Annotated in this window: 26 protein-coding genes and 1 pseudogene; 17 read left to right on the top strand and 10 right to left on the bottom strand. The window is 63.7% G+C overall.

All coding sequences use genetic code 11. From position 1 onward, the window contains the following. Window positions 1–425: 425 nt before the first annotated feature. Complete coding sequence (locus AB6806_RS26160) at window positions 426–1,049, top strand: acyl-homoserine-lactone synthase (RefSeq protein ID WP_133565325.1); 624 nt, start codon at window positions 426–428, stop codon at window positions 1,047–1,049. A gap of 26 nt (window positions 1,050–1,075) precedes the next feature. After that, on the top strand, window positions 1,076–1,330 hold the full coding sequence (locus AB6806_RS26155) for a hypothetical protein (protein WP_038357965.1): 255 nt from the start codon (window positions 1,076–1,078) through the stop codon (window positions 1,328–1,330). 696 nt (window positions 1,331–2,026) lie between these two features. On the opposite strand, the gene AB6806_RS26150 is transcribed toward AB6806_RS26155, so the two are convergent. The 7 genes from AB6806_RS26150 to AB6806_RS26120 are packed head-to-tail and all read right to left on the bottom strand — an operon-like array spanning window position 2,027 to window position 6,108. Beyond that, entirely contained in the window at window positions 2,027–2,707 is a 681-nt protein-coding gene (locus AB6806_RS26150) for an acyltransferase (RefSeq protein WP_370955896.1), read from the bottom strand. After that, the gene (locus tag AB6806_RS26145; protein WP_370955894.1) at window positions 2,704–3,165 is read right to left on the bottom strand and encodes a hypothetical protein; all 462 of its coding nucleotides are present in this window, start codon (window positions 3,163–3,165) and stop codon (window positions 2,704–2,706) included. The genes AB6806_RS26150 and AB6806_RS26145 overlap by 4 nt, the downstream gene beginning before the upstream one ends. Before the next feature lie 37 nt (window positions 3,166–3,202). After that, window positions 3,203–3,853: a hypothetical protein gene (locus AB6806_RS26140; RefSeq protein WP_370955892.1), complete on the bottom strand. Its 651-nt coding sequence runs from the start codon at window positions 3,851–3,853 to the stop codon at window positions 3,203–3,205. A 9-nt stretch (window positions 3,854–3,862) separates the two neighbouring features. Then, entirely contained in the window at window positions 3,863–4,423 is a 561-nt protein-coding gene (locus tag AB6806_RS26135) for a hypothetical protein (protein ID WP_370955891.1), read from the bottom strand. Further along, window positions 4,420–4,998, bottom strand: coding sequence for a thermonuclease family protein (locus tag AB6806_RS26130; RefSeq protein WP_370955889.1), 579 nt, complete (start codon window positions 4,996–4,998; stop codon window positions 4,420–4,422). Before AB6806_RS26130 ends, AB6806_RS26135 begins: the two co-directional genes overlap by 4 nt. Window positions 4,999–5,054: 56 nt before the next feature. Further along, window positions 5,055–5,639 carry a thermonuclease family protein gene (locus AB6806_RS26125; protein WP_370955888.1) on the bottom strand — a complete coding sequence of 195 codons (585 nt, stop codon included), beginning with the start codon at window positions 5,637–5,639 and terminating at the stop codon, window positions 5,055–5,057. Between the two features lies 1 nt (window position 5,640). Further along, window positions 5,641–6,108, bottom strand: a complete 468-nt coding sequence (locus AB6806_RS26120) for a hypothetical protein (RefSeq protein ID WP_370955887.1) — start codon at window positions 6,106–6,108, stop codon at window positions 5,641–5,643. A 341-nt stretch (window positions 6,109–6,449) separates the two neighbouring features. On the opposite strand from AB6806_RS26120, the gene AB6806_RS26115 reads away from it, so the two are divergent. From AB6806_RS26115 to AB6806_RS26050, 14 genes are all read left to right on the top strand, one after another. Beyond that, window positions 6,450–6,893: a lytic transglycosylase domain-containing protein gene (locus tag AB6806_RS26115; RefSeq protein ID WP_370955885.1), complete on the top strand. Its 444-nt coding sequence runs from the start codon at window positions 6,450–6,452 to the stop codon at window positions 6,891–6,893. Between the two features lie 12 nt (window positions 6,894–6,905). Further along, complete coding sequence (locus AB6806_RS26110) at window positions 6,906–7,223, top strand: TrbC/VirB2 family type IV secretion system protein (RefSeq protein WP_370955884.1); 318 nt, start codon at window positions 6,906–6,908, stop codon at window positions 7,221–7,223. Then, on the top strand, window positions 7,220–7,516 hold the full coding sequence (locus AB6806_RS26105; RefSeq protein WP_370955883.1) for a VirB3 family type IV secretion system protein: 297 nt from the start codon (window positions 7,220–7,222) through the stop codon (window positions 7,514–7,516). The genes AB6806_RS26110 and AB6806_RS26105 overlap by 4 nt, the downstream gene beginning before the upstream one ends. Before the next feature lie 9 nt (window positions 7,517–7,525). Then, complete coding sequence (locus AB6806_RS26100) at window positions 7,526–9,937, top strand: VirB4 family type IV secretion/conjugal transfer ATPase (RefSeq protein ID WP_370955881.1); 2,412 nt, start codon at window positions 7,526–7,528, stop codon at window positions 9,935–9,937. Further along, entirely contained in the window at window positions 9,934–10,764 is an 831-nt protein-coding gene (locus AB6806_RS26095) for a hypothetical protein (protein WP_370955880.1), read from the top strand. The genes AB6806_RS26100 and AB6806_RS26095 overlap by 4 nt, the downstream gene beginning before the upstream one ends. An 11-nt stretch (window positions 10,765–10,775) precedes the next feature. Beyond that, a complete protein-coding gene (locus AB6806_RS26090) occupies window positions 10,776–11,483 on the top strand; it encodes a type IV secretion system protein (RefSeq protein ID WP_370955879.1) in 708 nt (235 codons plus the stop codon). After that, a complete protein-coding gene (locus tag AB6806_RS26085; protein ID WP_370955878.1) occupies window positions 11,480–11,677 on the top strand; it encodes a hypothetical protein in 198 nt (65 codons plus the stop codon). The genes AB6806_RS26090 and AB6806_RS26085 overlap by 4 nt, the downstream gene beginning before the upstream one ends. Beyond that, the gene (locus AB6806_RS26080) at window positions 11,674–11,868 is read left to right on the top strand and encodes a hypothetical protein (RefSeq protein WP_370955876.1); all 195 of its coding nucleotides are present in this window, start codon (window positions 11,674–11,676) and stop codon (window positions 11,866–11,868) included. Before AB6806_RS26085 ends, AB6806_RS26080 begins: the two co-directional genes overlap by 4 nt. 8 nt (window positions 11,869–11,876) lie before the next feature. Further along, the gene (locus AB6806_RS26075) at window positions 11,877–13,010 is read left to right on the top strand and encodes a TrbL/VirB6 family protein (protein ID WP_370955874.1); all 1,134 of its coding nucleotides are present in this window, start codon (window positions 11,877–11,879) and stop codon (window positions 13,008–13,010) included. Then, window positions 13,007–13,723, top strand: coding sequence for a VirB8 family type IV secretion system protein (locus AB6806_RS26070; protein WP_370955873.1), 717 nt, complete (start codon window positions 13,007–13,009; stop codon window positions 13,721–13,723). Before AB6806_RS26075 ends, AB6806_RS26070 begins: the two co-directional genes overlap by 4 nt. Then, complete coding sequence (gene virB9 / locus AB6806_RS26065) at window positions 13,720–14,514, top strand: P-type conjugative transfer protein VirB9 (protein WP_370955871.1); 795 nt, start codon at window positions 13,720–13,722, stop codon at window positions 14,512–14,514. Before AB6806_RS26070 ends, virB9 begins: the two co-directional genes overlap by 4 nt. 9 nt (window positions 14,515–14,523) lie before the next feature. Further along, window positions 14,524–15,870 carry a type IV secretion system protein VirB10 gene (gene virB10, locus AB6806_RS26060; protein WP_370955870.1) on the top strand — a complete coding sequence of 449 codons (1,347 nt, stop codon included), beginning with the start codon at window positions 14,524–14,526 and terminating at the stop codon, window positions 15,868–15,870. After that, window positions 15,833–16,891, top strand: coding sequence for a P-type DNA transfer ATPase VirB11 (gene virB11, locus AB6806_RS26055; RefSeq protein ID WP_370955869.1), 1,059 nt, complete (start codon window positions 15,833–15,835; stop codon window positions 16,889–16,891). The genes virB10 and virB11 overlap by 38 nt, the downstream gene beginning before the upstream one ends. A 133-nt stretch (window positions 16,892–17,024) precedes the next feature. Continuing rightward, entirely contained in the window at window positions 17,025–19,016 is a 1,992-nt protein-coding gene (locus tag AB6806_RS26050; RefSeq protein WP_370955867.1) for a type IV secretory system conjugative DNA transfer family protein, read from the top strand. Window positions 19,017–19,249: 233 nt separating this feature from the next. Here the strand turns inward: AB6806_RS26050 and AB6806_RS26045 are convergent. The 3 genes and pseudogenes from AB6806_RS26045 to AB6806_RS26035 form a co-directional block, all read right to left on the bottom strand. Continuing rightward, window positions 19,250–19,405, bottom strand: a pseudogene (locus AB6806_RS26045) (prolyl oligopeptidase family serine peptidase); the annotation flags it as partial. A 15-nt stretch (window positions 19,406–19,420) separates the two neighbouring features. Then, window positions 19,421–19,606 carry a hypothetical protein gene (locus AB6806_RS26040; RefSeq protein WP_370955865.1) on the bottom strand — a complete coding sequence of 62 codons (186 nt, stop codon included), beginning with the start codon at window positions 19,604–19,606 and terminating at the stop codon, window positions 19,421–19,423. Between the two features lie 370 nt (window positions 19,607–19,976). Further along, window positions 19,977–20,414, bottom strand: a complete 438-nt coding sequence (locus AB6806_RS26035) for a hypothetical protein (RefSeq protein WP_370955863.1) — start codon at window positions 20,412–20,414, stop codon at window positions 19,977–19,979. 97 nt (window positions 20,415–20,511) lie between these two features. Here AB6806_RS26035 and AB6806_RS26030 point away from each other — a divergent pair, with 97 nt between their 5' ends. Continuing rightward, window positions 20,512–22,056: a Fic family protein gene (locus AB6806_RS26030; RefSeq protein ID WP_370956081.1), complete on the top strand. Its 1,545-nt coding sequence runs from the start codon at window positions 20,512–20,514 to the stop codon at window positions 22,054–22,056. Window positions 22,057–22,570 lie beyond the last annotated feature (514 nt).

The raw sequence follows: 22,570 nt of genomic DNA, 5'->3' as shown, positions 1-22,570 counted from the left end.
TTCTAGCTGTCGGTCCAGAGATTTAAGGTTAACGACCTGTTGACGACCAAAGATATTTGGCCAGTTTGAATGCCATCCACGCAGCAAAGGATCACCGCATCCCATCGAAGGATCAAAACGCCGCTGCTTCTTCCTGCGGCTCAATGAACTTTGCCGAAGGGGAGGGGAGGGGAGGCGGCAAGCCCCAGCAGCACCAGACGTTCTGATTCGGCGCGGCACCATCGTTAGTAGCCATTGCGACCGCGCTCGCAATCGAAGAACTCGCTGTCTGCCGTGGCTATCGAGAGCGGCCGGATCGCGTGTGAATCCTATATGGGGAAGGGGGCCTTCGAACCCCTCGAAACCCGCAATGGTCATTTCTGACCAGTGAGGGAAGGCTAGCCATGTGCCTCACTCGGCGCCGCTTTCAGCCGAGGAGCTTCACGATGCTTGTGGTCATTCCCGGCTCGGACATCGATAGGCATGTCGCCCTGATGGATCGGGTCTTCCGCTTCCGCCACTCGATTTTCGTCGACGAAAAAGCCTGGATAGACTTACGCCGGCCAGATGGGCTTGAGCGCGATCAATTCGACGATGAGCATGCGGTCCACCATGTGTGCCTACGAGGCGACGAGATTGTTGGATATCAGCGGCTGCTGCCGACGACACGCCCCCATCTGCTGACGGAGGTTCTTGGCGACCTCTGTCGTGAGCAGCCGCCAACCGGGCCGCGCGTCTTCGAGTGGACGCGGTTTTGCGTTGCGCCCGGATGGCGCGACTTTCGCCCGCGGCCCGACGGACCCTTCCTCGAACTCGTCCAGGGTCTTGTGGAATGGGGTTTGAGGCGCCGGGTCGACACCGTCACGGTTGTGATCGATTGGCGCCTCATGGTCAAAGCGATGCAGTTGCGCTTCTTCGCCAGGCCGCTCGGGTTTCCGAAGAAAATTGGTCGAGACGAAGTTGTCGCGCTGCGCATGTCCTTCAATCGTGAAACCCTCGACACGATCCACGAGGCGCGCGGTTCCAAAACTTCCGTGGTTTCCGAGATCCCCCTCCCGACGGCGGCTTGATCTTCTGTTCGAGCAGGGGGCAGACGATGATCCGCATGACCGATGCGAAGGTCGTGGCCGGCGAGTTGCGCACCCGATATGAGCACGTGCGCGCCGTCACACTGATGGGAAGAACCATGCAGAAGGCTTTGTTCGGTGGCCGGTCTGACGAGGTGGTATTCTGGGCGCTGGTTTACGCTTACTATTGTGACGAGGATCTTAGCCCCGCCGTCGATAAGCAGATCGATGCATTCGGACCGTTGATCCTAAGGGATCTCCTTGACCCGCCTGCGCCAAAGTAACAGCGTACCAAGAAGCGATACCACGACGCTTCGCCTCGATCGGCGACAGGCACCGGCCTTTCTCCATGACGGCCATGTCGAATTGCAACATGCAATGGGAGCTGCCCCAAAGTGTTGCGTCGGATATTGATTAGCGATCTCGAAGTGATAGCGAAGGTCTTGCCGAGCGCAGAGTTCGCAGATTTCGATGGGTTGCTCGTGATCGACCGTGTCGTCAGTGAAGGACCATCCGTCGAACGCAGCCGCAGGGTTCTCGTCACTGAAAGGGGAGAGAATGCTGTCAGGAAACCACTGCATGTACTCGCTCATGATGGTGTCGCCTGTTATTTAAGAGCGCTTATCTTAGCTGAACTACTGTTTAAGCCAAGGGCGAATTGCTTAAATTGCGCCGTTCTCGCATAATGGGGCATGTCCGAACCATCTCCTAACCTCCGGCTAGGCCGCTTCATGTCAAGATGATTAGCCATCAACCGCGATGGTCTTCAACACAGCATCGTAGAGCGATCGCCTCCGCCAACGGGATAGTCGCGCTGCATTCGAGATGTAATACCGACGCCCTCAAGCGGTCTGCGATAATCTATTTGGAGTTTCGCCGGGAACTGAAAGACGCAAGCAAGGGCCCCGATTTCCGCGCCCGACGAGATGGCACCGAAAGAAGCCAGCGGCTCGATAGCTACGAGCGAAACCAACGCGCCGCTAAACCTCCGTCGAGCGCACGATGACCGACGCATCGAAAGGGGAGGGTGGGTTGGCCGCGACCCCGATCGACGTCGGATAGTCGCCCGGCTCTGTGGGCGCTGGCACACAGCTCGTCATTGGATCACCCGTAAAGCAGGAGGCATCGTAGCCAGCGCCTTTGACCAGATAGGTACAAACGCTGACGCCGTTGCCGTCCTTGACGTTGCGCGCATTGCAGTCGCCGCTCGCGGCATAGTTGGCGAGCTTGCCGCCTTTACCGCAACCGAATTGGCAGGCCATGAGGATTGCCGACTGGTCGATCGTAGCGCAGCGGCCGCCGGAGCAGACCTGCTGGCCGACGAGTGAATCCATGCCGTTCTTCTGGACCTGCGACCAGGAATTCTGCTGATAGCGCGTCCAGGCGGCGACCTGCGCCTGCGGGTCGTTGAGAAAGCTTTGGGCGCTGCCAGTGTAGTAACGCTCGAAGGTTCCGGGACAGAACTGAAAGGCCCCCAGACAGCCATATTGATTGGTCGTACCGAAATTCCCCTCGGCCGCAGAGACCTTCGCCGCGAAAGGCGCGCAGTACGCCGGGATGCCCGCGGCGATCAAACTCGCGGCGGATTCTCCGGCGAAAACGAGCGCCGAGGAGAGGCAAAGCGCGACGCCGGCTTCGAAGAGGGCAGGGCGCTTCATCATCGCTTGGCCTCGTCGATGTCGAAGCGGAAATCACCGTTCAGCAGCGTCTTCCCGTCGTCACTCAGCCGGAAAGGATTCCTGGCGAACTCGGCCTGCGGACCATTGACCGGCAGGCCGGCCAAGCGTGGATCGTTCGGGGGGATGATCTGGCGCATCATGTCGTCGACGAGCACGACGCGGCCGCCACCAGGCTCGAGGCGCAGCAGCCGAGTCGGGCAGATGGCGGGCGCACAATCGTCGTTCCAGATTTGCGAGATCAGGAATTCGCGGCCCATTGTGCGGAGCTGGTACTCGTGGATCGTCACGGGGCCGCCAGAAAGGGCCTCCCCTGTCCAGATCCCCTCGGGATCGGCCGCAACGTTGCGATAGCTCACCTTGTAGGTGAAGTTCGCCTCGGCCGCATCGGACAGGTTCGCGATCGCGATGCTGGCGGCAGCCAGGGCGACAATCCCGAACAATCCTGGTCTCATGGGTCCCTCCTTGGGTGGTGGCTGCTCATGGGCGCACGAGCGGAATGTTGAAGGAGCAGCCGTCGACGACCCGGTGATTGACGACCATGCCGAGCTTCAGGCGCCTCGCGCCAACGTCATAGGCGCCGTAAGCGGCTGCGACAGACGGATTGATCGTGCTGTTAGCCTCGGGTTCGAGATAGCAGCCGCGACCGGCATCGAGTGTCTCGACGCGGATGCCGTTGTAGATCGCAATCCGCATCGGGCAGAGCTTGACCAGGACCTGCGCCTTGGCGTCGCGCAGCTTGGGTGAGCAGCCGAGCGCGGTGTTCAGCACCGTGAGGACGACCGATCGCTGCTCGCTCCAGATGACGAAATGCGCCGCCGTCGCCGGCGCATTGCCATCAACAAATCGCCGATCGCCGCGCGCCCTATAGGCTTCGTTGTTGGCGTCGAGCTGATCCTTCCAGATGTCGGCATAGGTCGCATTGCGCGGCGTTGGCCGCTGCAAGTCGGAATAGGCGAGGGGGCGCCACGCTCCCGGATCCGGCGTTAGTGTCTGTGCCAGCAGCGGCGCGGTATTCACCGGGTTCAGGGCCAGCGCGATCAGGACCGGCATGCGGTGCCGGCGAGCCGAGCCGTGCGGCGGGCCCTTGTATTCGCTGTCCCTTCTCCCGATCGCAGCCAGATCAGCCATCACCGGCCCCTATTGGTATCGAGACCGGCCAGGTAGCCACCGCCAGATATCGCGGGGCGAACCCTCCCGATCCCGCCAGGCGACGGGCGCGCGCGGCGGATCGAGCGGCTGCATCGTCCAGGCCGAGCGGTGGTAGTAGACATTCACCGTCTCGCGCCGCAGCCGTCGGCCATCCCCGTCGAGCAAGTCTGTCGCGCAGTGAACGACGGGGCCGCGATAGCGGGTCACCCGCGCGGTCTGCGCGTCGACGGCGCCCGGCTTGCAGCCGAACAGGCGTACTGCCGAAGGATACGAACGGCCTGGAGCGGCCGCGCTGATCCATCGGAGATAGGCGGCATTGGCGTCTGCTTGCGTGGGGTAAGGGAAGCGCTCCGTCAGGATCGGCGCAAAGGTCGAATTGTCGGGCGCGTATTCGAGCCTTCCGGGAACGACATGCGCCGGCGTCTGCAACGCGTGCCGTCCCAGGGCCGTTTCCGTGGCGATCGATGGCACCGGCTCCGGGGCCGACGTCGAACATCCGGAGACCGCCATCGCGAGCGCGATGATGGACCACGTCGAGCGCACCATCATGGCATAGCCTCGCGCCCGACAGCCCGAGCTCCGTCGGGCCAGCGCGCCCGCCAGTCCCAGGGCATCTCGAACGTGCTCGACCACAGACCGCGGTAGGCCTTGCGTGCCTGCTGTTCGGCCTGGCCATAGCTTGGCGGGACTTCCCGGTCGTTCCTGGCCGAGGGAGTCAGAACCGCGACGCCCTCGCGCAGCATTGAAGCTGCGAGATCCGGATGATGGGCGGTGGCGCAGCGCGCGAGGCGCTCGTCGCCCTCTTCGCGGATCACGGCACAGGCGAGCCAGCGGTTGAGGGTCGCGTTCACCAGCCAGGCCGCCGCAACCGTTCCACAGGGCCAAGCCTGGCGCTCCAGAGTCGCGATCTGGCCGGGCGCGCAGGTCTCGATGCCATGGAGTCGAAAGACCACCTTCGTCTCGATGTCGCGGAGCCGGGTGCCGTCGATGACCTCGACGCGCAGGGGCGGCGACTGCGCCGGCAGCTTTGGACGATAGATTCCGGTGCTCGAGGCCTGCGCCAAGCACGGCGCGACAAAAGCGAGCGCAAGGCAGCCGACGCCGGCGTCACGCAGCCGCGCCATTGCGAGATTCCCATATCGAGCTCGAGGCGGCAATCTGAAGTCTCCTGATGGAACGATCAGCGTTGTGACGGCATGCCGACCGAACGCGAGCTGTCCTCACGCAAACCGCGCAGGATGACGGCATTGGGGTCGGGGAGATCGGGAAAGGCCCAGAGGCCGGCACGGGCTTGTCGGGCGATGCGCTGGGCCACGAGATAGGGTTCATGCACCGGCTTGCCGTCCGGCTTCAGCGCGGCAAAGGCGAAGCCCGTGGCGATCAAGGCCGTGCCGAGATCGATCCGCGAGCCTGCGCCCGATCCTTCGCTGCGCGCGGCGATGCAGAAGACGAAGACCGTGCGGCCCTGTGACAGTGCGGCCGCGTCATGGCACTGCGGCTTCAGATCGCGGGTCAGTGCGACGAGCATGGCAAGCGACGCTTCGCCGCAATCTCGGCGGATGCCCCGAGCGTTTGTGAAACTGGTGCCGCGCAGACAGGACTGCACGCCGTAGAGGCGATAGGTCGTGCCCGCATCGGACCAGCTGTCGCCGGTGAGATACTGCGCCTGCGCCGGAATCGGGAACCAGCGTGACGCCGTCTGCGCCGACGCGCTGGCGGTCGCGAGGATCGTCATCGCGATCGCGACGGATTTCGCTCGCCTCATCTCAATAGCCCTGCAGCGAGAAGTAGAAGCGCTGGGCGCCGTTCGCCGTGACGAAGTCGACGAAATACGGTTCGCTGCGCATCGCGCGCGGGGTCGTCGGATAGCGCGTGCGGCAGCCCGCATCCGTTGAGCAGTCCTGCCGCGGTTTCGACAGGTCGGCGCAGAGATTGCCGTGAGGGGTTTCGGTTAGTGCCGTCCCGACATCGTCCCCAGCCAGGACAGGCGTCTGGCCAGCGGAGCAAGCCTGATAAGGCTCATAGCCAAGGCCGCTGGCGCGGGCTTCCGGGCAGTTCGGCCAACTCCCGCCCTTAGCGAGAATCCGAAACAGGGTCTGCATGACCGGCACGCAATAAGGGATGCTCGGCCAGCCCGGCGAGGTTGCGGCCGAGCAGAGCAGCACCTTGCAGCCGAACGAAGCGTCTTGGCCTGCCGCGGGGCCGACCAAGAGCGACCCGCATGCACTAAGCATCACCATCATCCGAACAGCTCTCACGCGTTCCTCCGCGATCGGGGTTGACCAGCTCGTGCCAAAGCAGCTATGTCTAATATCTATTATAATAGATGTTAGATTGGAAGAGCCGAGAGATGCAGATTCGAGGCCTGACAGTCGGATTAACGATCTTCGCCATCGCCTCCGCGGGCGCTCGCGCGCAGGAGCGGCCACCGCCGCAGCTGGCCGCCGTGGATATGTCGGGGCGTGTGATCCCGGTGTCGCCGATACCCGCACCAGCCGCACGCAGCGACAGAGCGCGAGCCACGCCGCCCTGCTCCATCGACAAGGCGTTGCCTGCGGCGGAGGCGCGCGCGCTGGTGACCCGTGTCGCCACGGAGGAGGACTTTTATCCCGACTTCGTGCTCGCGGTCGCCAAGATCGAGAGCCGGTTCGATTCGGTGGCGATCTCCGAGAAGGGCGCCTTCGGGCTGATGCAGCTCATGCCGGAGACGGCAAAGCGTTTCCAGGTCGATCTCTGCGACCCGGTCGGCAATGTCCGCGGCGGTATCCGCTTCCTGCGCGCTCTGCACGAGAAGTACCGCAACCCGTTCTACATCCTCGCCGCCTACAACGCCGGCGAGGATGCGGTCGAGAAGAACCGCGGCGTTCCGGCTTATCCGGAGACCGTGCGTTACGTCGCCGAGGTCATCAACGACTTCTACACATTGCCCGCGCCCGGCCGCACGGTCGCCGGCAGATCTCCGTCGAAGGCACCGCCAGGCGCCGGCTGGAACGACGGCTTCGTCATGCACATCGACTGAATGGAGGCACCGATGATCCTGTCGCCTACCTTGCGTACCCTTGCCGGCACCGTTCTCGCCGGCACCGTTCTCGCACTCGGCGCCAACGCCGCGTCCGCCCAATCCGGCGGCACCCTGCAACCGGTCCAGTCGACCCTGCAGCAACTGGTCTCGACGATGACCGGACCGATCGCGACCTCGCTTGCGACGCTCGCGGTGATCGCCTGCGGCTTCTTCGCCTGGACCGCGCGGCTGACCTGGGGCATCGCCGGCAGCGTCATCTTCGGCATCGTGCTGGTCTTCGGCTCCGCCCAGATCGTCCAGTTCTTCCAGTCGGCAGTCGGCCAATGACGGGTAGCGAGCTCGAGGATCCGCTGATCACACCTTTGGTCAAGGCGCTGACACGGGCGCCTACGCTGATGGGCGTGCCCTACATGTATTTCATGCTGAACGGCGTCGTGACCAGCGTCTGCTTCCTCGTCTCGCACAATCTGATGATGCTGCTCGTCGCAATCCCGCTGCATCTGCTCGGCTTCGTCATGACGCTGCGGGACGGTCGGATCTTTGAGATCCTCTTCGTCAAATCAGCGAAGTGCCCGCCGCGTTCACGCTCCTTCTGGAGCGCCGACAGCTACAGTGTCTGAGGTGGCGTCGTGGTCGCCCGCGCTCTGCTCGATGAACTCACCTTCGGCGCCGTCGCGCGGCGCGAACGCCCGGTTTCCTCGCATGTGCCCTATACCAGGCATGTCGACGACCATATCATCCGCACGCGCGACGGTCTGGTCCTGACCATCTTCAAGCTCGAAGGCTATTCCTTCGAGACCTCCGATCTCAGCGAGGTCAATGCACGCCTGCTCGGCCGCAACGACGTCGTGCGCACGTTGGCGAATTCTCGCTTCGCCCTCGTTTCCCATATCGTGCGGCGCGAGGTTCAGCCCCGGATCGACTCCAGCTTCGACAATCCGTTCTGCCGGGAGCTCGACGAACGCTATAATGCCGCGCTGTCGAAGCGGCGGATGTTCGTCAACGATCTCTACCTGACGCTCGTCCGCCGCCCGCTGCAGGGCCAGGCAGGTACCTTCGAGTTCATGCTGGCGAAGCTGCTCGGCCGCAAGGACGAGTCAGGCGCATCGGTTGCGCAGCAAACAGCGCTGAGCGAGTTGCGCGACGTCGCGACCGCGATCCGCGAAAACCTGTCGGGCTACGGCATCCGGCAGCTCGGCGTCGTCGATCGCGAGGGCGTCTGGTTTTCCGAACCGCTCGAGTTCCTGGTCCAGTTGCTGAATGGCGGCCTGCCGCGGCCGATGCATCTGCCGCGCATGGATCTGGCAGAGGCGCTGGCGATGAAGCGCATCTTCTTCGGCCGCAACGCGATCGAGCTGCGCGGTGCCGGCCCCACCGACACCCGCTTCGGCGCGATGGTCTCGATCCGGGAATATCCGGCCCAGACCGGGCCCGGTTCCTTCGACAATCTCTTGCGCGTCCCGCACGAATTCATCGCAACTCAGAGCTTTGCGATCGTCGACCGGCCGGAAGCGGCCAAGCAGATCGAACGTGTCTCCCGTCAGGTCGACATGTCGGACGAGGCCGGCTCGATCGTCGCCGAGCATCTCGACGCCGCGCGCGACGAACTCCTCGCCTCCGAGGCGATCTATGGCGAGCACCACATGACGGTGATGTGCCTTGGTCGCGATCTCGCCGAGGTCGGCGCGGCCGTCACAGCGGTCGGCGCGGCGCTAACCGATCGCTCGGTCATCTGGGTGCGCGAGGACCTCAATTGCGAGCCGGCCTTCTGGGCCCAACTTCCCGGCAACTTCGCCTATATCGCCCGCAAGTCGATCCTCTCGTCGAAGAATTTTGCGGGACTGACCTCGCTGCACAATTATCCCAGCGGCAGGCCTGCGGGCAATCATTGGGGACCGGCGATCTCGGTCTTCGAGACGACCTCGCAGACGGCCTATTATTACAACCATCATATCCGCGACATCGGCAACTTCACCGTGCTCGGCCCGACCGGCTCGGGCAAGACGGTGTTCCTCTCGTTCATCGCGGCGCAGACCCAGCGGATCGAACCGCGGCCAAAACTCGTCTTCGTCGACAAGGATCGCGGCGCCGAGATCTTCATCCGCGCGCTTGGCGGCCGGTACGAGACGCTGGTGCCTGGCGAGCCGACCGGCTTCAACCCGCTCTCGCTGCCGGATACCGCACCCAATCGCGAATTCCTGTTCCAGCTCTTTGCCTTCATGCTGAGGCCGAGCAATGGCGGCAAGCTCTCGGCCTCCGAAGAGCAGGTGATCCGCAATGCGATCGCGGCTTCACTCGGCGCCGGCCCTGAAGGTCGAACGCTGAAAGCCTTCTCGACCCTGCTGCGCGGGCGGATCCGGGCGGGAGAGGGGGATCTGCTTGCCCGGCTCGAAAGCTGGATGCGGGCCGACCAGCGCGGCTGGCTCTTCGACAATGACGCGGACCGGTTCTCGATCTCGAGCGTCTTCGGCTTCGACATGACGCGGGTGCTCGACGATACCGTCATCCGCACCGCGGCGCTGATGTACATCTTCCATCGGACCGAGGAGCTTTTGACCGGCGATCCGGTCATGATCTTCCTCGACGAGGGCTGGCGCCTGCTCGATGACGATGTCTTCGCCTTCTTCATCCGCGACAAGCTGAAGACGATCCGTAAGCAGAACGGCATCATCGGCTTCGGCACGCAATCGGCGGCCGATATCGTTCGCTCGAAGTCGTCGAACACGCTGATCGAACAGACCAGCGCCAACATCTTTTTCCCGAACCCGAAGGCCGACGACGACAGCTACGCCCAAGCCTTCCGCTTGTCCGGCCGCGAGATCGCGTGGATCCGCTCGACCGCGCCGGAAAGCCGCTCTTTCCTGATCAAGCACGGGCGCGACAGCATCGTGGCACGGTTAAACCTCGCCGGCATGCCCGATCTCATCAAGGTCTTGTCCGGACGCACCGAGACGGTGGCCGAGCTCGACGCGCTGCGCGCCCGCGTGGGTGAGGACCCTACAACCTGGCTGCCGATCTTCCTCGGGAGGGAGGCTTCATGAAGCGGGCACGCCTCACTATTGCGCTCGTGACGCTGCTTGCCGCGGCGCCCGCACTCGCGAATGTCCCGGTCAACGATGCCGCCCTGCTGACGAAGCAGTCGGAGACCGCCGGGACGACGGTCAAGCTCGTTCCGATCACGAGCCAGCGCAAGGAGGCCAACAAGGGGGTCAAATGCGCGCTGACGACGGGCAAGAAGGCCAACCTCACCAACCCGGCCATGCAACCGCAGAGCGGTGACGGTGCCCGCAAGATCCTGGCCTACAGCCCGCAGAGTTCCGTCACGCCGGCTGCTGGTGCGAAGGGCACGGCCCTCAACAACCAGACGCTCTTCCAGTCCGCCGGCAATGTCGTCGGTGGTCTCGATGCCAGCCGTTCGACCCTGCAGGCGGCGCAGAATGGCTTTCGCGCAACGGGTCAGCAGGTTGGCGCGACCGACACGGTGATGGCGGCCCTTGATGCAAACAGCGCGGCCCGGATCCAGAACAACCTCGCCTGGAACGAGGCGATCAACTCCGCGAATTTATGGGTGACGGCGCTGAATGCCCTCAATCTCGCGCGCGGCAGCGACGGAAGTCGCGCCGCCGGCGGGATGCGGGCAGGTGGCGCCCCCCATTCGGCGTCAACGGGAACGGTCTGTCCGACCGGCACGCCCGGTTCGAGGACCGCCCCCGATCCATGCCGCACCCCGTCAGGCTGTCGGTTGCCGGAAGCCGGCACCTCAGGCGATCCGGCCTGTGCCACACCCCGCTACGTCGATACTGCCGGCAACGTCCTGTTCTTCCTTGAGCAGATCCAGAACGCGGCCACCGCCGCAAACAGCCGATAAGGGAGAAATCGATGCAACCCCGCTTGCTGCTCTCAGGCCTTGCGATCGCCATCGCGAGCCCGGTCTTCGCGCAAGTCCCGACCCGCGACGACGCCAATCTCGCCAAGGCCCAGGAAATCGCCTCGACGACGCGTCAGATCCTCGCCGCCGACCAGCAGATCATGCAACACACGCAAAGGACGCTGGCCGCAGTCACCGGAGACCGCTCGTCTCAGGCGCAAGGCTCGCTCGCGCAGATGGCGCTCGGCGGTGGCTTCTCCATGGGATCGGCCCCCTCACTCGGCTCGGTTATCTCGGGCGGGATGCTCTCCTTCGCCGGGATGGGCTCCGGGTCGCAGAACATCGTGTCCTCGCTGATCAACGGGCTGCAGCTCGTGCAGACCATCACCGGGCTCGTCGGCGGCAAGACCCATCCGGTCGACACCGCCTACAAGAACTCGGTCAATGTCGCGGCGACCCTGTCAGGGCTGATCGATTCCACGCAAGGCGCGGTGAGGCAGCGTTCTCAGGCATTCTCCCAAGGCGGCCAGGAAATCGGCAAGGCCCAGGATCTCAAGGGCAGCGTCGATCAGAACACGCAAGTTCAGATCCAGACCGGCCAGACCATCAATGAGCTCAGCGGCACGGTGAACACGGCCGCGGCCGCCGCCAACCAGGCCAATCTCGATCGCCTCGCGGCGGAATCGGCAGCGGCCCGCGCCATGAAGTTCACTCCATGACAGGCGACACCGGCAAGGTCGTGCTGTGGTGCCTCGGCGGGTTGGTCATCGCCTTCGTCGCGGCCGCCATCGGCTTCTCGACGGCTCGCTCCATCCGCCCCGCGACATCCGCCATCACGCAGAGTTCGGACGACGCAGCGAAGGACGCCTCACGCGCCACGACGTTCACGCAGTCGAAGGCGCTGAAACCGTGAAGATCCTCCACAGGCTGACGACGCTCATGTTGCTGACCGGCCTTCTCGGCGGCTGCGCCTACAAGCCATTGAAGGCGCCGTGCGCCGCCGATGAGGACGGTTCCTCGATCGCCTCATACGCGGGGAGTGAACCGCTGCTTCCTGCGGTGTTCACCTCGCTGACGCCCTGCGGCCCGATGCGGCCGATCTGAGGAGAGCGATGGGCAACAGCTTCAGCGTCACGACGCTTCTGCAATCCGTCGACCAGATCGGGCAGAACTATGTCTCGAACGCCTATCAGGCGCTGGCGAACGCGTCGACTTCCGGCGGCGCCACCAGCGTCGCCGGGCTATTGCTTACGCTCTACGTGATCTTCTGGGGTATCGGCATCTGGCAGGGAACCGCGACCGGCGGCGCGGCCGAGCATGCCTTCAGGTTGCTCCGGGCCTTCATCATCTACGCACTGGCCACAAGCTGGAACGATTTCCAGACCCTGATCTACAACGCCATGAACAGCGGCCCCTCGGCCATCGGCAACGCGCTGCTCAGCGTCGTCACCACCGCCAACAACACCGGCACCTCGGCCAATCTCACCTCGGTCAACGGCGTCCAGAATGCCCTGCAGAACATGTGGGACACGACGAACAGCGCCACCGAAGCCTTCCTGCAGAATGCCGGCATCACCAATTGGGGGCCCTACATCTTCGCCGCGGTCTTCTATGTCGCGATGGCGATCCTGATCGGCTTCGCGATCTTCCTGATCATTCTCTCGAAGATGTTCATGTGGCTGCTGCTCGCGCTCGCGCCGCTCTTCATCATCCTGCTGCTCTTCGGCGTGACGAGCCGCTTCTTCAGCGGCTGGCTCGGCGCGATCGCGCAGTATTTCGTGGTACAGGTCCTCGTCTACGCCTTCCTCGCCTTCTACGTCTCGCTGATCCAGCAATCGATCGATGCGCTGAACGGCCTCGCCGGCAGCAAATCCGCGACTTGGGCCACGATCGGTCCGGTCGTTTTGCTCGCCATCATCGGCGTCCTGCTGCTCGCTCAGATCAACAACGTCGCCGCGGCGATCGCCGGCGGCGTTCCGGTCCACGCTCCGCGGATCGGCGCCGTGCTGGCGACAGCGACCGGTTATCGTCTCGGCCTCGCCGCCAACCGGACCCGGCTCGATCTGCGCAATCCCTTCAAGCCAGCATCGCTGTCGCGGCGCGAGGAACTGACCGCCCGTGAGCGCGCCCGCGTTGGCCTGCGCGCCGGCTCCTGGGCTGAGACGGCCGAATTCCGCCGGCTCGCCGACCAGATTCGCAATCAGGCTGCCGCGCCGCGAACCCGCGAGCGGGGAGGGCAGTCATGAGCGAGGTCGCCGCATCGGAAAAACCTCGGGTCGATCCGCGCTATTATGCTGAGGGCACGAGCTGGGAACATGATCTCGCTCGCCGCAACCGCAATTCGCGGGCGCTTGCCTGGATCGTCGCGGCAGTGATGTCGATCGTCGCCATCGTCGCGCTTGGCCTGCTCGCCCTGCTCGTGCCGCTCAAGACCTACGAGCCCTATATGGTCGTGGTCGACAAGACGACGGGATTCGTCGAGGTCAAGCGTCCGATGGCGGAGGGCGCGCTGACCCAGGACGAAGCCGTCACCATGTTCAGTGTCGTGCGCTATATCAAGGCGCGGGAGACCTATGATCCCCGCGCGCTCAAGGACAATTTCGACCTCGCCCAGTTGCTTTCGGCCGGCGATGCCTCGCGCGAGCTCACGGAGATCTACTCGCCGGCGAACCCGAACAATCCGGTCAAGCTTTTCGGCTCGAACACCGAGGTCGCGGTCACCATCAAATCCGTGACTTTTCCGAACAACCGCACGGCGCTGGTGCGCTTCTCGACCGACCAGAAAGCGGCGACCAACATCCTGACACGCCACTGGGTCTCGCTCGTCCGTTTCCGCTACACCGCGACGCCGATGCGTAACCAATGGCGCTTCGACAACCCGCTCGGGTTCCAGGTGCTCGAATATCGCCGCGACCAGGAGACGGCTCCTTCGCCGGCCACCGCCGGGAGCCAGCCGTGATCCGGCGCATCCTGCTTGGCCTCGCGATCTCGGCCCTGCCGATCTCCGCAGCTTGCGCCGAGGCGACGCCGAGGCCGGGCCGAACCGACGCGCGCATCCGCGACGTCGCCTACGATCGCGACGATGTCACGGCGATCGACGCCAGCTACGGCACCTCGACGATGATCCAGCTCCAGTCGGACGAGAAGATCGAGACCCTCGCGCTTGGCGATGCGATCGCCTGGAAGGTCGAGCCCAATCGCAAGGGCGACATCATCTTCGTCAAACCGGTCGAGAAGAACGCCCAGTCGAACCTGAATGTCGTCACCACCAAGCGTGTCTATGTCTTCCTGCTGCGCTCGAACACGCATCCTGTCCAAAACCAGACCTACGCCGTGCGCTTCCGCTTCCCGGATGACGAGGCCGATGCGCGCCTGCTCGCGGCCGCCAAAGAGCGCGCCGCCCATCCCAATCTGAAGGCCCTCAATATCGCCAATGCCAATAGCGAGTACGGCTACAAGGGTGCTTCCGCCAACAAGCCCGTGACCGTGTTCGACGACGGGACCAAGACCTGGTTCCGTTTCGAGGGTGAGACGCCGGCGATCTATATCGTCGACGGTGACCGCAATGAGAGCCTGGTCAATTTCCGGACGGAAGGGCCGTATGTCGTCGTCGACAAGGTCGCCGCGCAGTGGACGCTGCGCAATGGCCAGGAGGCGACCTGCATCTTCAACCGGCGCCGCACCAATCTGCACGAACCGACCGGGCTCGAGCCCTATGGGCCACGGCGCGTCGACGCGACGGGACAATAAGGAGGAGCGATGCCGAGCGCCGAGGACTATCGCGCTTTCGAGCTGGAGGCCGCCGCCGCGACCTCGGTCGCGCGCAGCCGCACCGTGCTCGGGCGCCTGCTTACGGTCGGCGTTCCGGTCGGAGCGGCCGTCGTCGCCGGCTGGCTGATCTATCGCACCACCAGTCAGCGCTCGACCATCATGACCGCGCCGGACAAGGAGGAGTTCACGACGACGCAGTTTCCCGCGCCGTCGCTGTCGACGCCGCGGCCTCAGACCGACCAGGGCACGATCGTCATTCCGCAAGCGCCGGTCGAGCCGGCGGCGCCTCCGCCAGCACCACCGCAGACCATCCACCCGCCGCCCGCGCCCGAGCCTCCCTTCCCGGCCGCAATGCCAAATGACGACGAGGCACGCCGTCTGGCCGAGCTCGAACGCCAGCGTCTGGCGGAGGAGGAGCGCCGCAAATGGGAGCGCCTGCGCGCGTCACAGGTTATCTCGGACAATAGCGCGACGGCCGCCGGCGCGATGAATCCCGAGAGCGCATCCGGACCAGCGGCAGCCGCGGACGACGACCCCAATCGTCGCTTCCTCGCCTCCGTCTCCGCCGCCGGCGTCGATGTCGCGCGCGCGACCAGGAACAACCGGATCGACGCATTGGTAGCCCAGGGCACGATGATCCGCGGGGTGCTCGAGACCGCCGTCCAGAGCGATCTGCCGGGCATGGTACGTGCCGTCGTCGCCGAGAATGTCTGGTCCTTCGACGGCCGGCGTATCCTGATCCCGGCCGGGAGCCGTCTCGTCGGCGAATACAAGTCCGGACTCACCCGTGGTCAGACCCGTGTCTTCGTCGTCTGGACGCGATTGCTGCGCTCCGACGGCGTCTCGGTCCAGCTCGGTTCGAACGGCACCGACGATCTCGGCCGGGCCGGCAGCGCCGGCACCGTCGACAACCACTATCTCGAGCGCTTCGGCGCCGCGATCATGTTGTCGCTCGTCGGCGGCGCCGCGCAGTTCCTGAGCGGCTTTGGCCAGAACTACGACATGACGGGCAACGGCACGGTCATCACCACGACCGATCCCGCGACCGGCGTGGTCACGCAGACCCAGACCGGCGTCGGTCAAAACCAGCTCTCGCTTCAGGCGAGGCAGATCGCTGCCCAGAATGTCTCGCAGACCCTGACCAATATCGCCCAGGAGGCACTGAAGAACTCGATCAACATCCCACCGACGATCCATCTCGACCAGGGCACAAGGATCATCGTCTTCGTTCGGCGGGACCTCGATTTTTCGTCCCTTTACCCCGATCCGGTGAAGGAGGCGCTGCGGGAGCTCAGGCGTGAGCGCACCAACCAGAAATCTCACCGTCTTCCTTGATCGCGCGCTTGGGCCGCTCCGTCCCTGGCTCGACGACGATCAGGTCGTCGAGATCTGCGCGAATGGTCCCGGCATGGTCTGGGTCGAGCGTTTCGGTCAATCGGAGATGGAGCGCCACGAGGTTCCAGAGTTGACCGAGCAGGCGATCCGCCATCTCGCCGAGCGGATCGCTGGCCATTCCGGGCAGAGCGTGAATGAGGAACATCCGCTGTTGTCGGCAGCGCTTCCGACCGGTGAGCGCTTCCAGGGCGTCATTCCGCCGGCGACCCCCGCCGGCGGCGCCTTCGCGATCCGCAAGCAGGTGATCAAGGAGATGCAGCTCGACGATTATCGCAGGCTCGGCTCGTTCAGGCAGGTGGAGAGGGTCGGGGAGAGAATGCTCAGCGAGATCGACCGGGCGCTTTGCGAACATCTCGAGGCCGGGCGGATCGAAGAGTTCATCCGGCTCGCCGTGGTCAACCGCTATTCGATCCTGCTCTCGGGCGGGACGAGTTCCGGCAAGACGACCTTCCTCAACGCGATCCTGAAGGAGGTACCGGCCGACGAGCGGATCATCACCATCGAAGACACCCGCGAAGTCAGGCCGATCCAGCCGAACCACCTGCCGCTGATCGCCTCGAAGGGTGATCAGGGCGAGGCGCGCGTCACTGTCGAGATGCTGTTGCAGGCGTCGCTGCGCTTGCGCCCCGACCGGATCTTCCTCGGCGAGATCCGCGGCGCCGAGGCCTATTCCTTTCTGCGCGCGATCAATACCGGCCATCCCGGCAGCATCACGACCGTTCATGCCGATAGTCCCACCGGCGCTTTCGAGCAGCTTGCCCTCATGGTGATGCAGGCCGGGCTCGGCCTGAAGCGCGCGGAGATCATCGCCTACATCAAATCCGTCCTGCCGATCGTGATCCAGCAGACCAAGATCGGCGGCTGGCGCGGAACGTCCGCGGTTTATTTCACGCGGATGGCGGAATGGCTGGAGGAAGGTCAGCGAGGGCAAGAGGGCCATGGCGCGCATCGTCGCCTATAGGATCGGCGTCGCCGTCCTGGCGCTGATCGCCTTCTGGCTGCTGTGGAGCCTCGCCTATGAGGTCATCGTCGGTTTGCGCTGGGCGCCATCGCGCTTTCCAAGCGAAGGGGCGCAACGCTGGGCCTTGCTTCGGATGCAGAACGCCGACCGCTCGTCCGGCTTCGCCTTGATCGCCTGGCGGCATTTCTGCGAGCGGCTCGTCTATCCGCCGACGCAAACGGAGGCGTTGATCCGCGGCGGCTATGCTGCCGGCACCGTCGTTGCGATTGGCATCGGCCTCGTCATCGTCGGATTGGTCAACCGCCGGCAGATGCCCTTTGGCGCGGCCCGCTTCGGCACCATCATGGAGGCCGCGAAGCAGGGACTGACCGGCAAGCAGGGCATCATTCTCGGCACGTTGAACGGTGTCACCATCTGCTCGGACGAGCCGGGCCACATCCTTGTCGTTGGCCCATCGCGATCGGGCAAGGGCACCGGCTTCGTGCTGCCGAACGGCTATCTCTGGCAGGGTTCGGCCGTCTTCTTCGATCCGAAGCGCGAGAATTTCGAGGCGCTTGCAGGCCATCGGCGGCGGCAGGGCGACAAGGTCTTCATGTTCTCGCCGGGCTCGCCCGACACCCATCGCTATAATCCGCTGGATTTCGTGCGGCGCGACGAGCGCATGGCGACCGATTGCTTGGTCGTCGCGAGCTTCGTCATTCCGGAGAAGGCCGACGACACCTGGGCCGGGGCAGGGCGCCTGCTGCTCTCGGCCCTGATCGGCTATGTGCTCTCGTCGCCACTGACGGCATCAGCCCAGCATATGCGCAGCGTCGCCCGCATGACGACGACCGGCAAGGACATCTCGACCGTCCTGCGCGCGATCGTGCAGACTGAATCCCAGCATCTGCCGACCTGGGTCATCGACAGCTTCAATCAGTACATCGCGCTGGAGCCCGAGACCCGCAACAGCGCCGTGTTCAACGTCAATATGGCGATGAGCCTTTGGAACAATGGGCTGATTTCAGCGGCGACCGAGACCTCCGATTTCGATATCCGTGAACTTCGCAGGCGGCCGATGACGATCTTCATCGGCTGCACCATTGCCGAACTCGCGATCTTCCGACCGCTGATCCGAATCCTATTCCAGCAGATCCACGACCTCCTGATGGAAAAGATCCCGGGCCCGGATGAACCGCATCGGGTGCTGCTTATGCTCGACGAGTTTTACCATGTCGGGCGCATGGACTCACTGATCTCGAAGATCACCATTTCTGCCGGCTACGGTTTTCGGATGGCGATCATCTTGCAGGATATCGCCCAGCTCGACGAGCTCTATGGCCGGAATACGCGTATCACCACGCTCTCTGGGTCGCAGATCAAGCTTTTCATCCAGATGAACGATCTCGAGACGTCGGAATTCGTGTCGGAGATGCTCGGCGAGACCACCCAGATCTACAAGACGCCGGTGATGCGACCCGGGCAGGGGATCTTCTCGCCTCGCGTCTGGGCGCCCCATTATACGCCGCGGCCGCTCCGCAGCCCGCTCGAGCTGCGCGAGATGTCGGCGCGGCTCTCGATCCTGATGGTGAAGAACTCGCCATCCTTTGAGCTTACCAAGATCCGGCATTACCTGGATCGGCCGTATCGGCGGCTCTATGAGGCCTCGAAAGGAGCGCCACCGCAGCTACCGAGGCTGCGCCCTTGGCATGACGAGAAGGTGGTGGGAGCGATCGACGCATCGGCGACGATGAATCAATCCGAATTGGGGCAGCCGTCCGGGGCTGCTCCCAAGCCAGAATGGAACGGAGGAACCACGCCGCCGACAAGCCGGGAAACACCGACACCGCATCCCGAACCTACGGCGGGCCGCACTGAGCGCTCCATGGTTGGCAAAACCGCTGAGGCCCGGTCGAACGCGGAACCATCCAGGAAATTGAGCCTTGGCTCGCCGCCCGCTACCGTTGGAGAAAATTGCGATCTACGGGCGATGATCGCGTCCGCTAGCGCTGAACAGGACGCTGTCTTCGCAACAATGATGCAGACTCTTGAAAGTTCTGCTCCAAACAGCTCCATTACTCGAGCTGTGGAGACCTTTGCGATGCTGCAGCGCGGGTTTGGTGACCCCGGCCTACCGCGCCGGTAGTCCCTCAGAGCGTCGGCACCTCTCGTAGCGCCTACGTTTTGAATGGGCGAGTTTGGCCCGTTGCCGACATCTGGAACGTCCGCTTCCCGACGCTCCAAAGCAGGAACACGTAGTGAAACCGCTGCTGGTGCAGAACCCGGCAGTTGCCCAACATTTGCCGCGTGAAGAAAGGTAACGACGTCTTCGAGAACAGGCGCTTGCCATTGCAGAAGCCGGGACAGCGCCGTGGCCGTGCCGGCATGGCCGAGCCCCTGATAGATCTTCAGCGAGACCGAGCGCGCGCCCGCCTTTCGGAGCGCCAGCGCCAGGCGCTCGCTGTTGCGCGGAAGCACCGTCGTGTCCTCCGATCCCGTAGCCAGAAAGACCGGCGGTGCGTCGCGCCTGGCCAAGTTGACCGGCTGCGTCTAGGCGGGTCGGTTGTCCAAGCGCAGCGGCACGGCCCGGGCTCTGTCGATCAGGCCGTGCGCTATGTCGCCGAAGCTAACCTCTTCACGATCCCGGATGTGTTGGTCCCGTTTTCCGCCGCCGATGCCGTCGTCGCGGAAGGCGAGATTGACGCTGCCGGCGACGCCGACGACCGGGAAAGCCAATCTCGTGGGCAACGCCCAACATTCTCTGCGCTCTGCTGTGCCGGCGCTGAGGACGGGCGTGCTGCCTGCGCTGTCACCGATGAAAGGTGGCTGACGCTTCGCCGGTCCTTGCTAACCCATTCCGTTCGCCGCTCGTTCGATGATTTCCATCGGGGCGAGGATTTCCTCGAAGCGAGGGGCCTCTCCAAAAATCATCGGCGTCATGTTCGCATAAGCAGGCCACCGAGGATAAAGAGCAGTGCGAGGACGTCGCTGCCAACCAGCTGGCGACGCTCTAGAATCTCCTCAAGGAGAGCGAGGGCCTGCCAGATCTCAGCTGCGTCGCTACGCCCCAGGAGACGGATCCGGATGATTGGAAGGCCGCCCTCGATCAAGCCGAGCAACTCCTAAAGTCGGCCCAGGAAAAGGCCGCAGCGGACGCGCTGCTGGTTCTCGGTTCCCTCCCGCCGCTCACCAATAACAGCCAGATCAAGCGCTTTGGCGAGGCTATCAAGGCGGCGGAGAGTTGCTTTAGCAACGCCGCGCTCAAGGGGCTTCCTTCGATGCAGCTTGCACAAAGCCTTGGCGAGCTGAGCGAAGAGGAGCTGGCGGCAGTGCGGCGGTATTGCTGGATATTGAGCGGGAGGCGGCGGCTTTTGTCGCGCAGCTTTCCAATGCCGAGCGCGCCGATCGGATCCGCCTTTGGCCTGGTGACTGCGTGCTTCCGGACCACGCCTTCACCGCTTGCCCACCTGTTTTGCGCGAACGTGCGCGGACATTTTTGAAAGTCCGACGCGAGCTGGGCACCAGGTTCGTGATCGAAATTCATGGCAAGGATTCGTTTCGGGCAGTTTGGGGTTGCCTGTTATCGAATTTCATGAATTATCCCGTTATGAATCATTTTTCATGATTGAGCATTGAAATTCATGCGGGCGGGGCAACGGAAGCCATTTTCAAGCGTCGTGACTGTTTTTCACGGCAGACGCTTGCCGGAAGCGGCAACGCCAGTCGGCTACGCGGCCTTGATCGAAGCCTATGATCTGGCCGTTCCCGTCCCGCTCACCCTGGCGGCGATCGGTCCTCGTCATAAAGTCTACAAGGCCGATGGCTGGAGCATCTACACGCCGCGTCACGTGCCAAGCGCCGATCTCGTGGGGCACCTGACCTTCGCCCTGCGTTACGAAGGGCTTGATCTGGCCGTGCTGAAGGCGTTGTTTCGCGCCACCGGCCCCGACGCGATTGTCAGCTTGGTGCAGGCCGCTCCGACCGGTGCCTATGCCCGGCGGGTGTGGTTTCTCTATGAATGGCTATTGGAGGAGCGGCTCGATTTGCCCGATGCAGGGCAGGGGGCTTACGCCCTGGTCGTCGACCCGAAGCTGCAATGGGCGACCGGGGGCACGACCTCGACGCGTCATCGCGTGAAGAACAATCTGCCGGGCACGTCCGCCTTCTGCCCGCTGATTTTCCGAACACCAGCGCTGGAAGCCTTCGTTGCCCGCAATTTGGCCGAGGAGGCCCGCGGCCTTGTTGCGGAGGTGCCGGCGGATCTGCTCGCGCGGACGGCGGCCTTCCTGCTGCTCAAGGATTCACGATCGAGCTTCCAGATCGAGGGGGAAGATCCGCCGCAGGATCGAATCCAGCGCTGGGGCCAAGTCATCGGGGAGGCAGGTCGCCGACCGGTCGACCGGGGTGAGCTGGAGCGGCTGCAGCGCATCGTCATCGGCGATGCACGCTTCGTCCATTTGGGGTTGCGTCAAGATGGCGGCTTCGTCGGCGAGCATGAGCGCAATACGGGCGCGCCCATTCCCGACCATATCAGCGCACGGCATCAGGATCTGCCTGATTTGGTCGCAGGACTGACTGCTTTCGACAGGGGCGCGGCCCAGGCGCTCGATCCGGTGCTTGCCGCCACCATTCTGGCTTTCGGCTTCGTCTATATCCACCCATTTGAAGACGGTAACGGTCGCCTGCATCGCTATCTCATCCATCACGTGCTTGCCGAGCGCGGTTTCAATCCGCCGGGCCTCGTCTTTCCCGTTTCGGCGGTGATCCTCGACAGGATCGACGACTATCGCCGGACCTTGGAGAGCTATTCTCGACGCTTGCTGCCGCATGTGCGCTGGCGACCGACTGATCGCGGCAATGTCGAGGTGCTGAACGACACGATCGATTTCTACCGCTATTTCGATGCAAGCCCGCATGCAGAGTTCCTGTTCGCCTGCGTCGCCCGTACGGTCGATGTCGACCTTCCGGCTGAGACCGCTTTCCTGCGGGCCTATGACACGTTCAAGGGCCATGTTGCAGGGATGATCGATATGCCGGACAGATTGCTGGACCTGCTGTTCCGGTTCCTGAAACAGAATGAGGGGCGGCTATCGAAGCGGGCGCGTGAGCGCGAGTTCGCCGCCCTCACGGACGAGGAAGTGGCAAGGATCGAGGGCATCTATAACGACCTCAGCGCCGACTTTTGATAATTTGCGACATCCTTCTGCTCCGGACGCTCTTGCCGATAAGGCCAGAAGCTAAGGACGCTTCGACAGCGCCCCGTAGCATCGAGGATATCGCTGGGGTGGCCATCGTCGTCCGGCCTGGGATCCAACAAACCGAAGCTCCCATTCCCCTCGACTAAATAGATATTGGTGCCGCGATAGGTCATCATACTCGGATTGTCCGCGACGATTCGGGAGATGCCGGGCATCACCGATAGCGTAGCCCCTGCGTCGGTGGAGGCTCGGTCAAAAACGCCATTCGCCAATGTTTTCCATCCGCGGCGATAAAAGTTGCATGAGCGCTACCTAGCTCGCACGATGCCGCTGTGCGATCCAGAACGAGAGCTACCCGTTAGCCAAAACGCAACATGCACGAAACCGCTCCTGAGTTCCATAAGATACCTTATGCGAACACGGGGTGTAGGCACCCGTTAGAAAGGTCACCGGTCTCCCCGTTAGAGATGTCACTCGTTCAGAGTGCTGGGTTCTGGGGAGC

Source organism: Allobosea sp. RCC_152_1 (assembly GCF_041360765.1).
In the GTDB taxonomy this organism is placed as follows: domain Bacteria; phylum Pseudomonadota; class Alphaproteobacteria; order Rhizobiales; family Beijerinckiaceae; genus Allobosea; species Allobosea spartocytisi.
The sequence above is the reverse complement of the archived record's forward strand: the minus strand, read 5'-3'. Positions and strand labels throughout refer to the sequence as shown.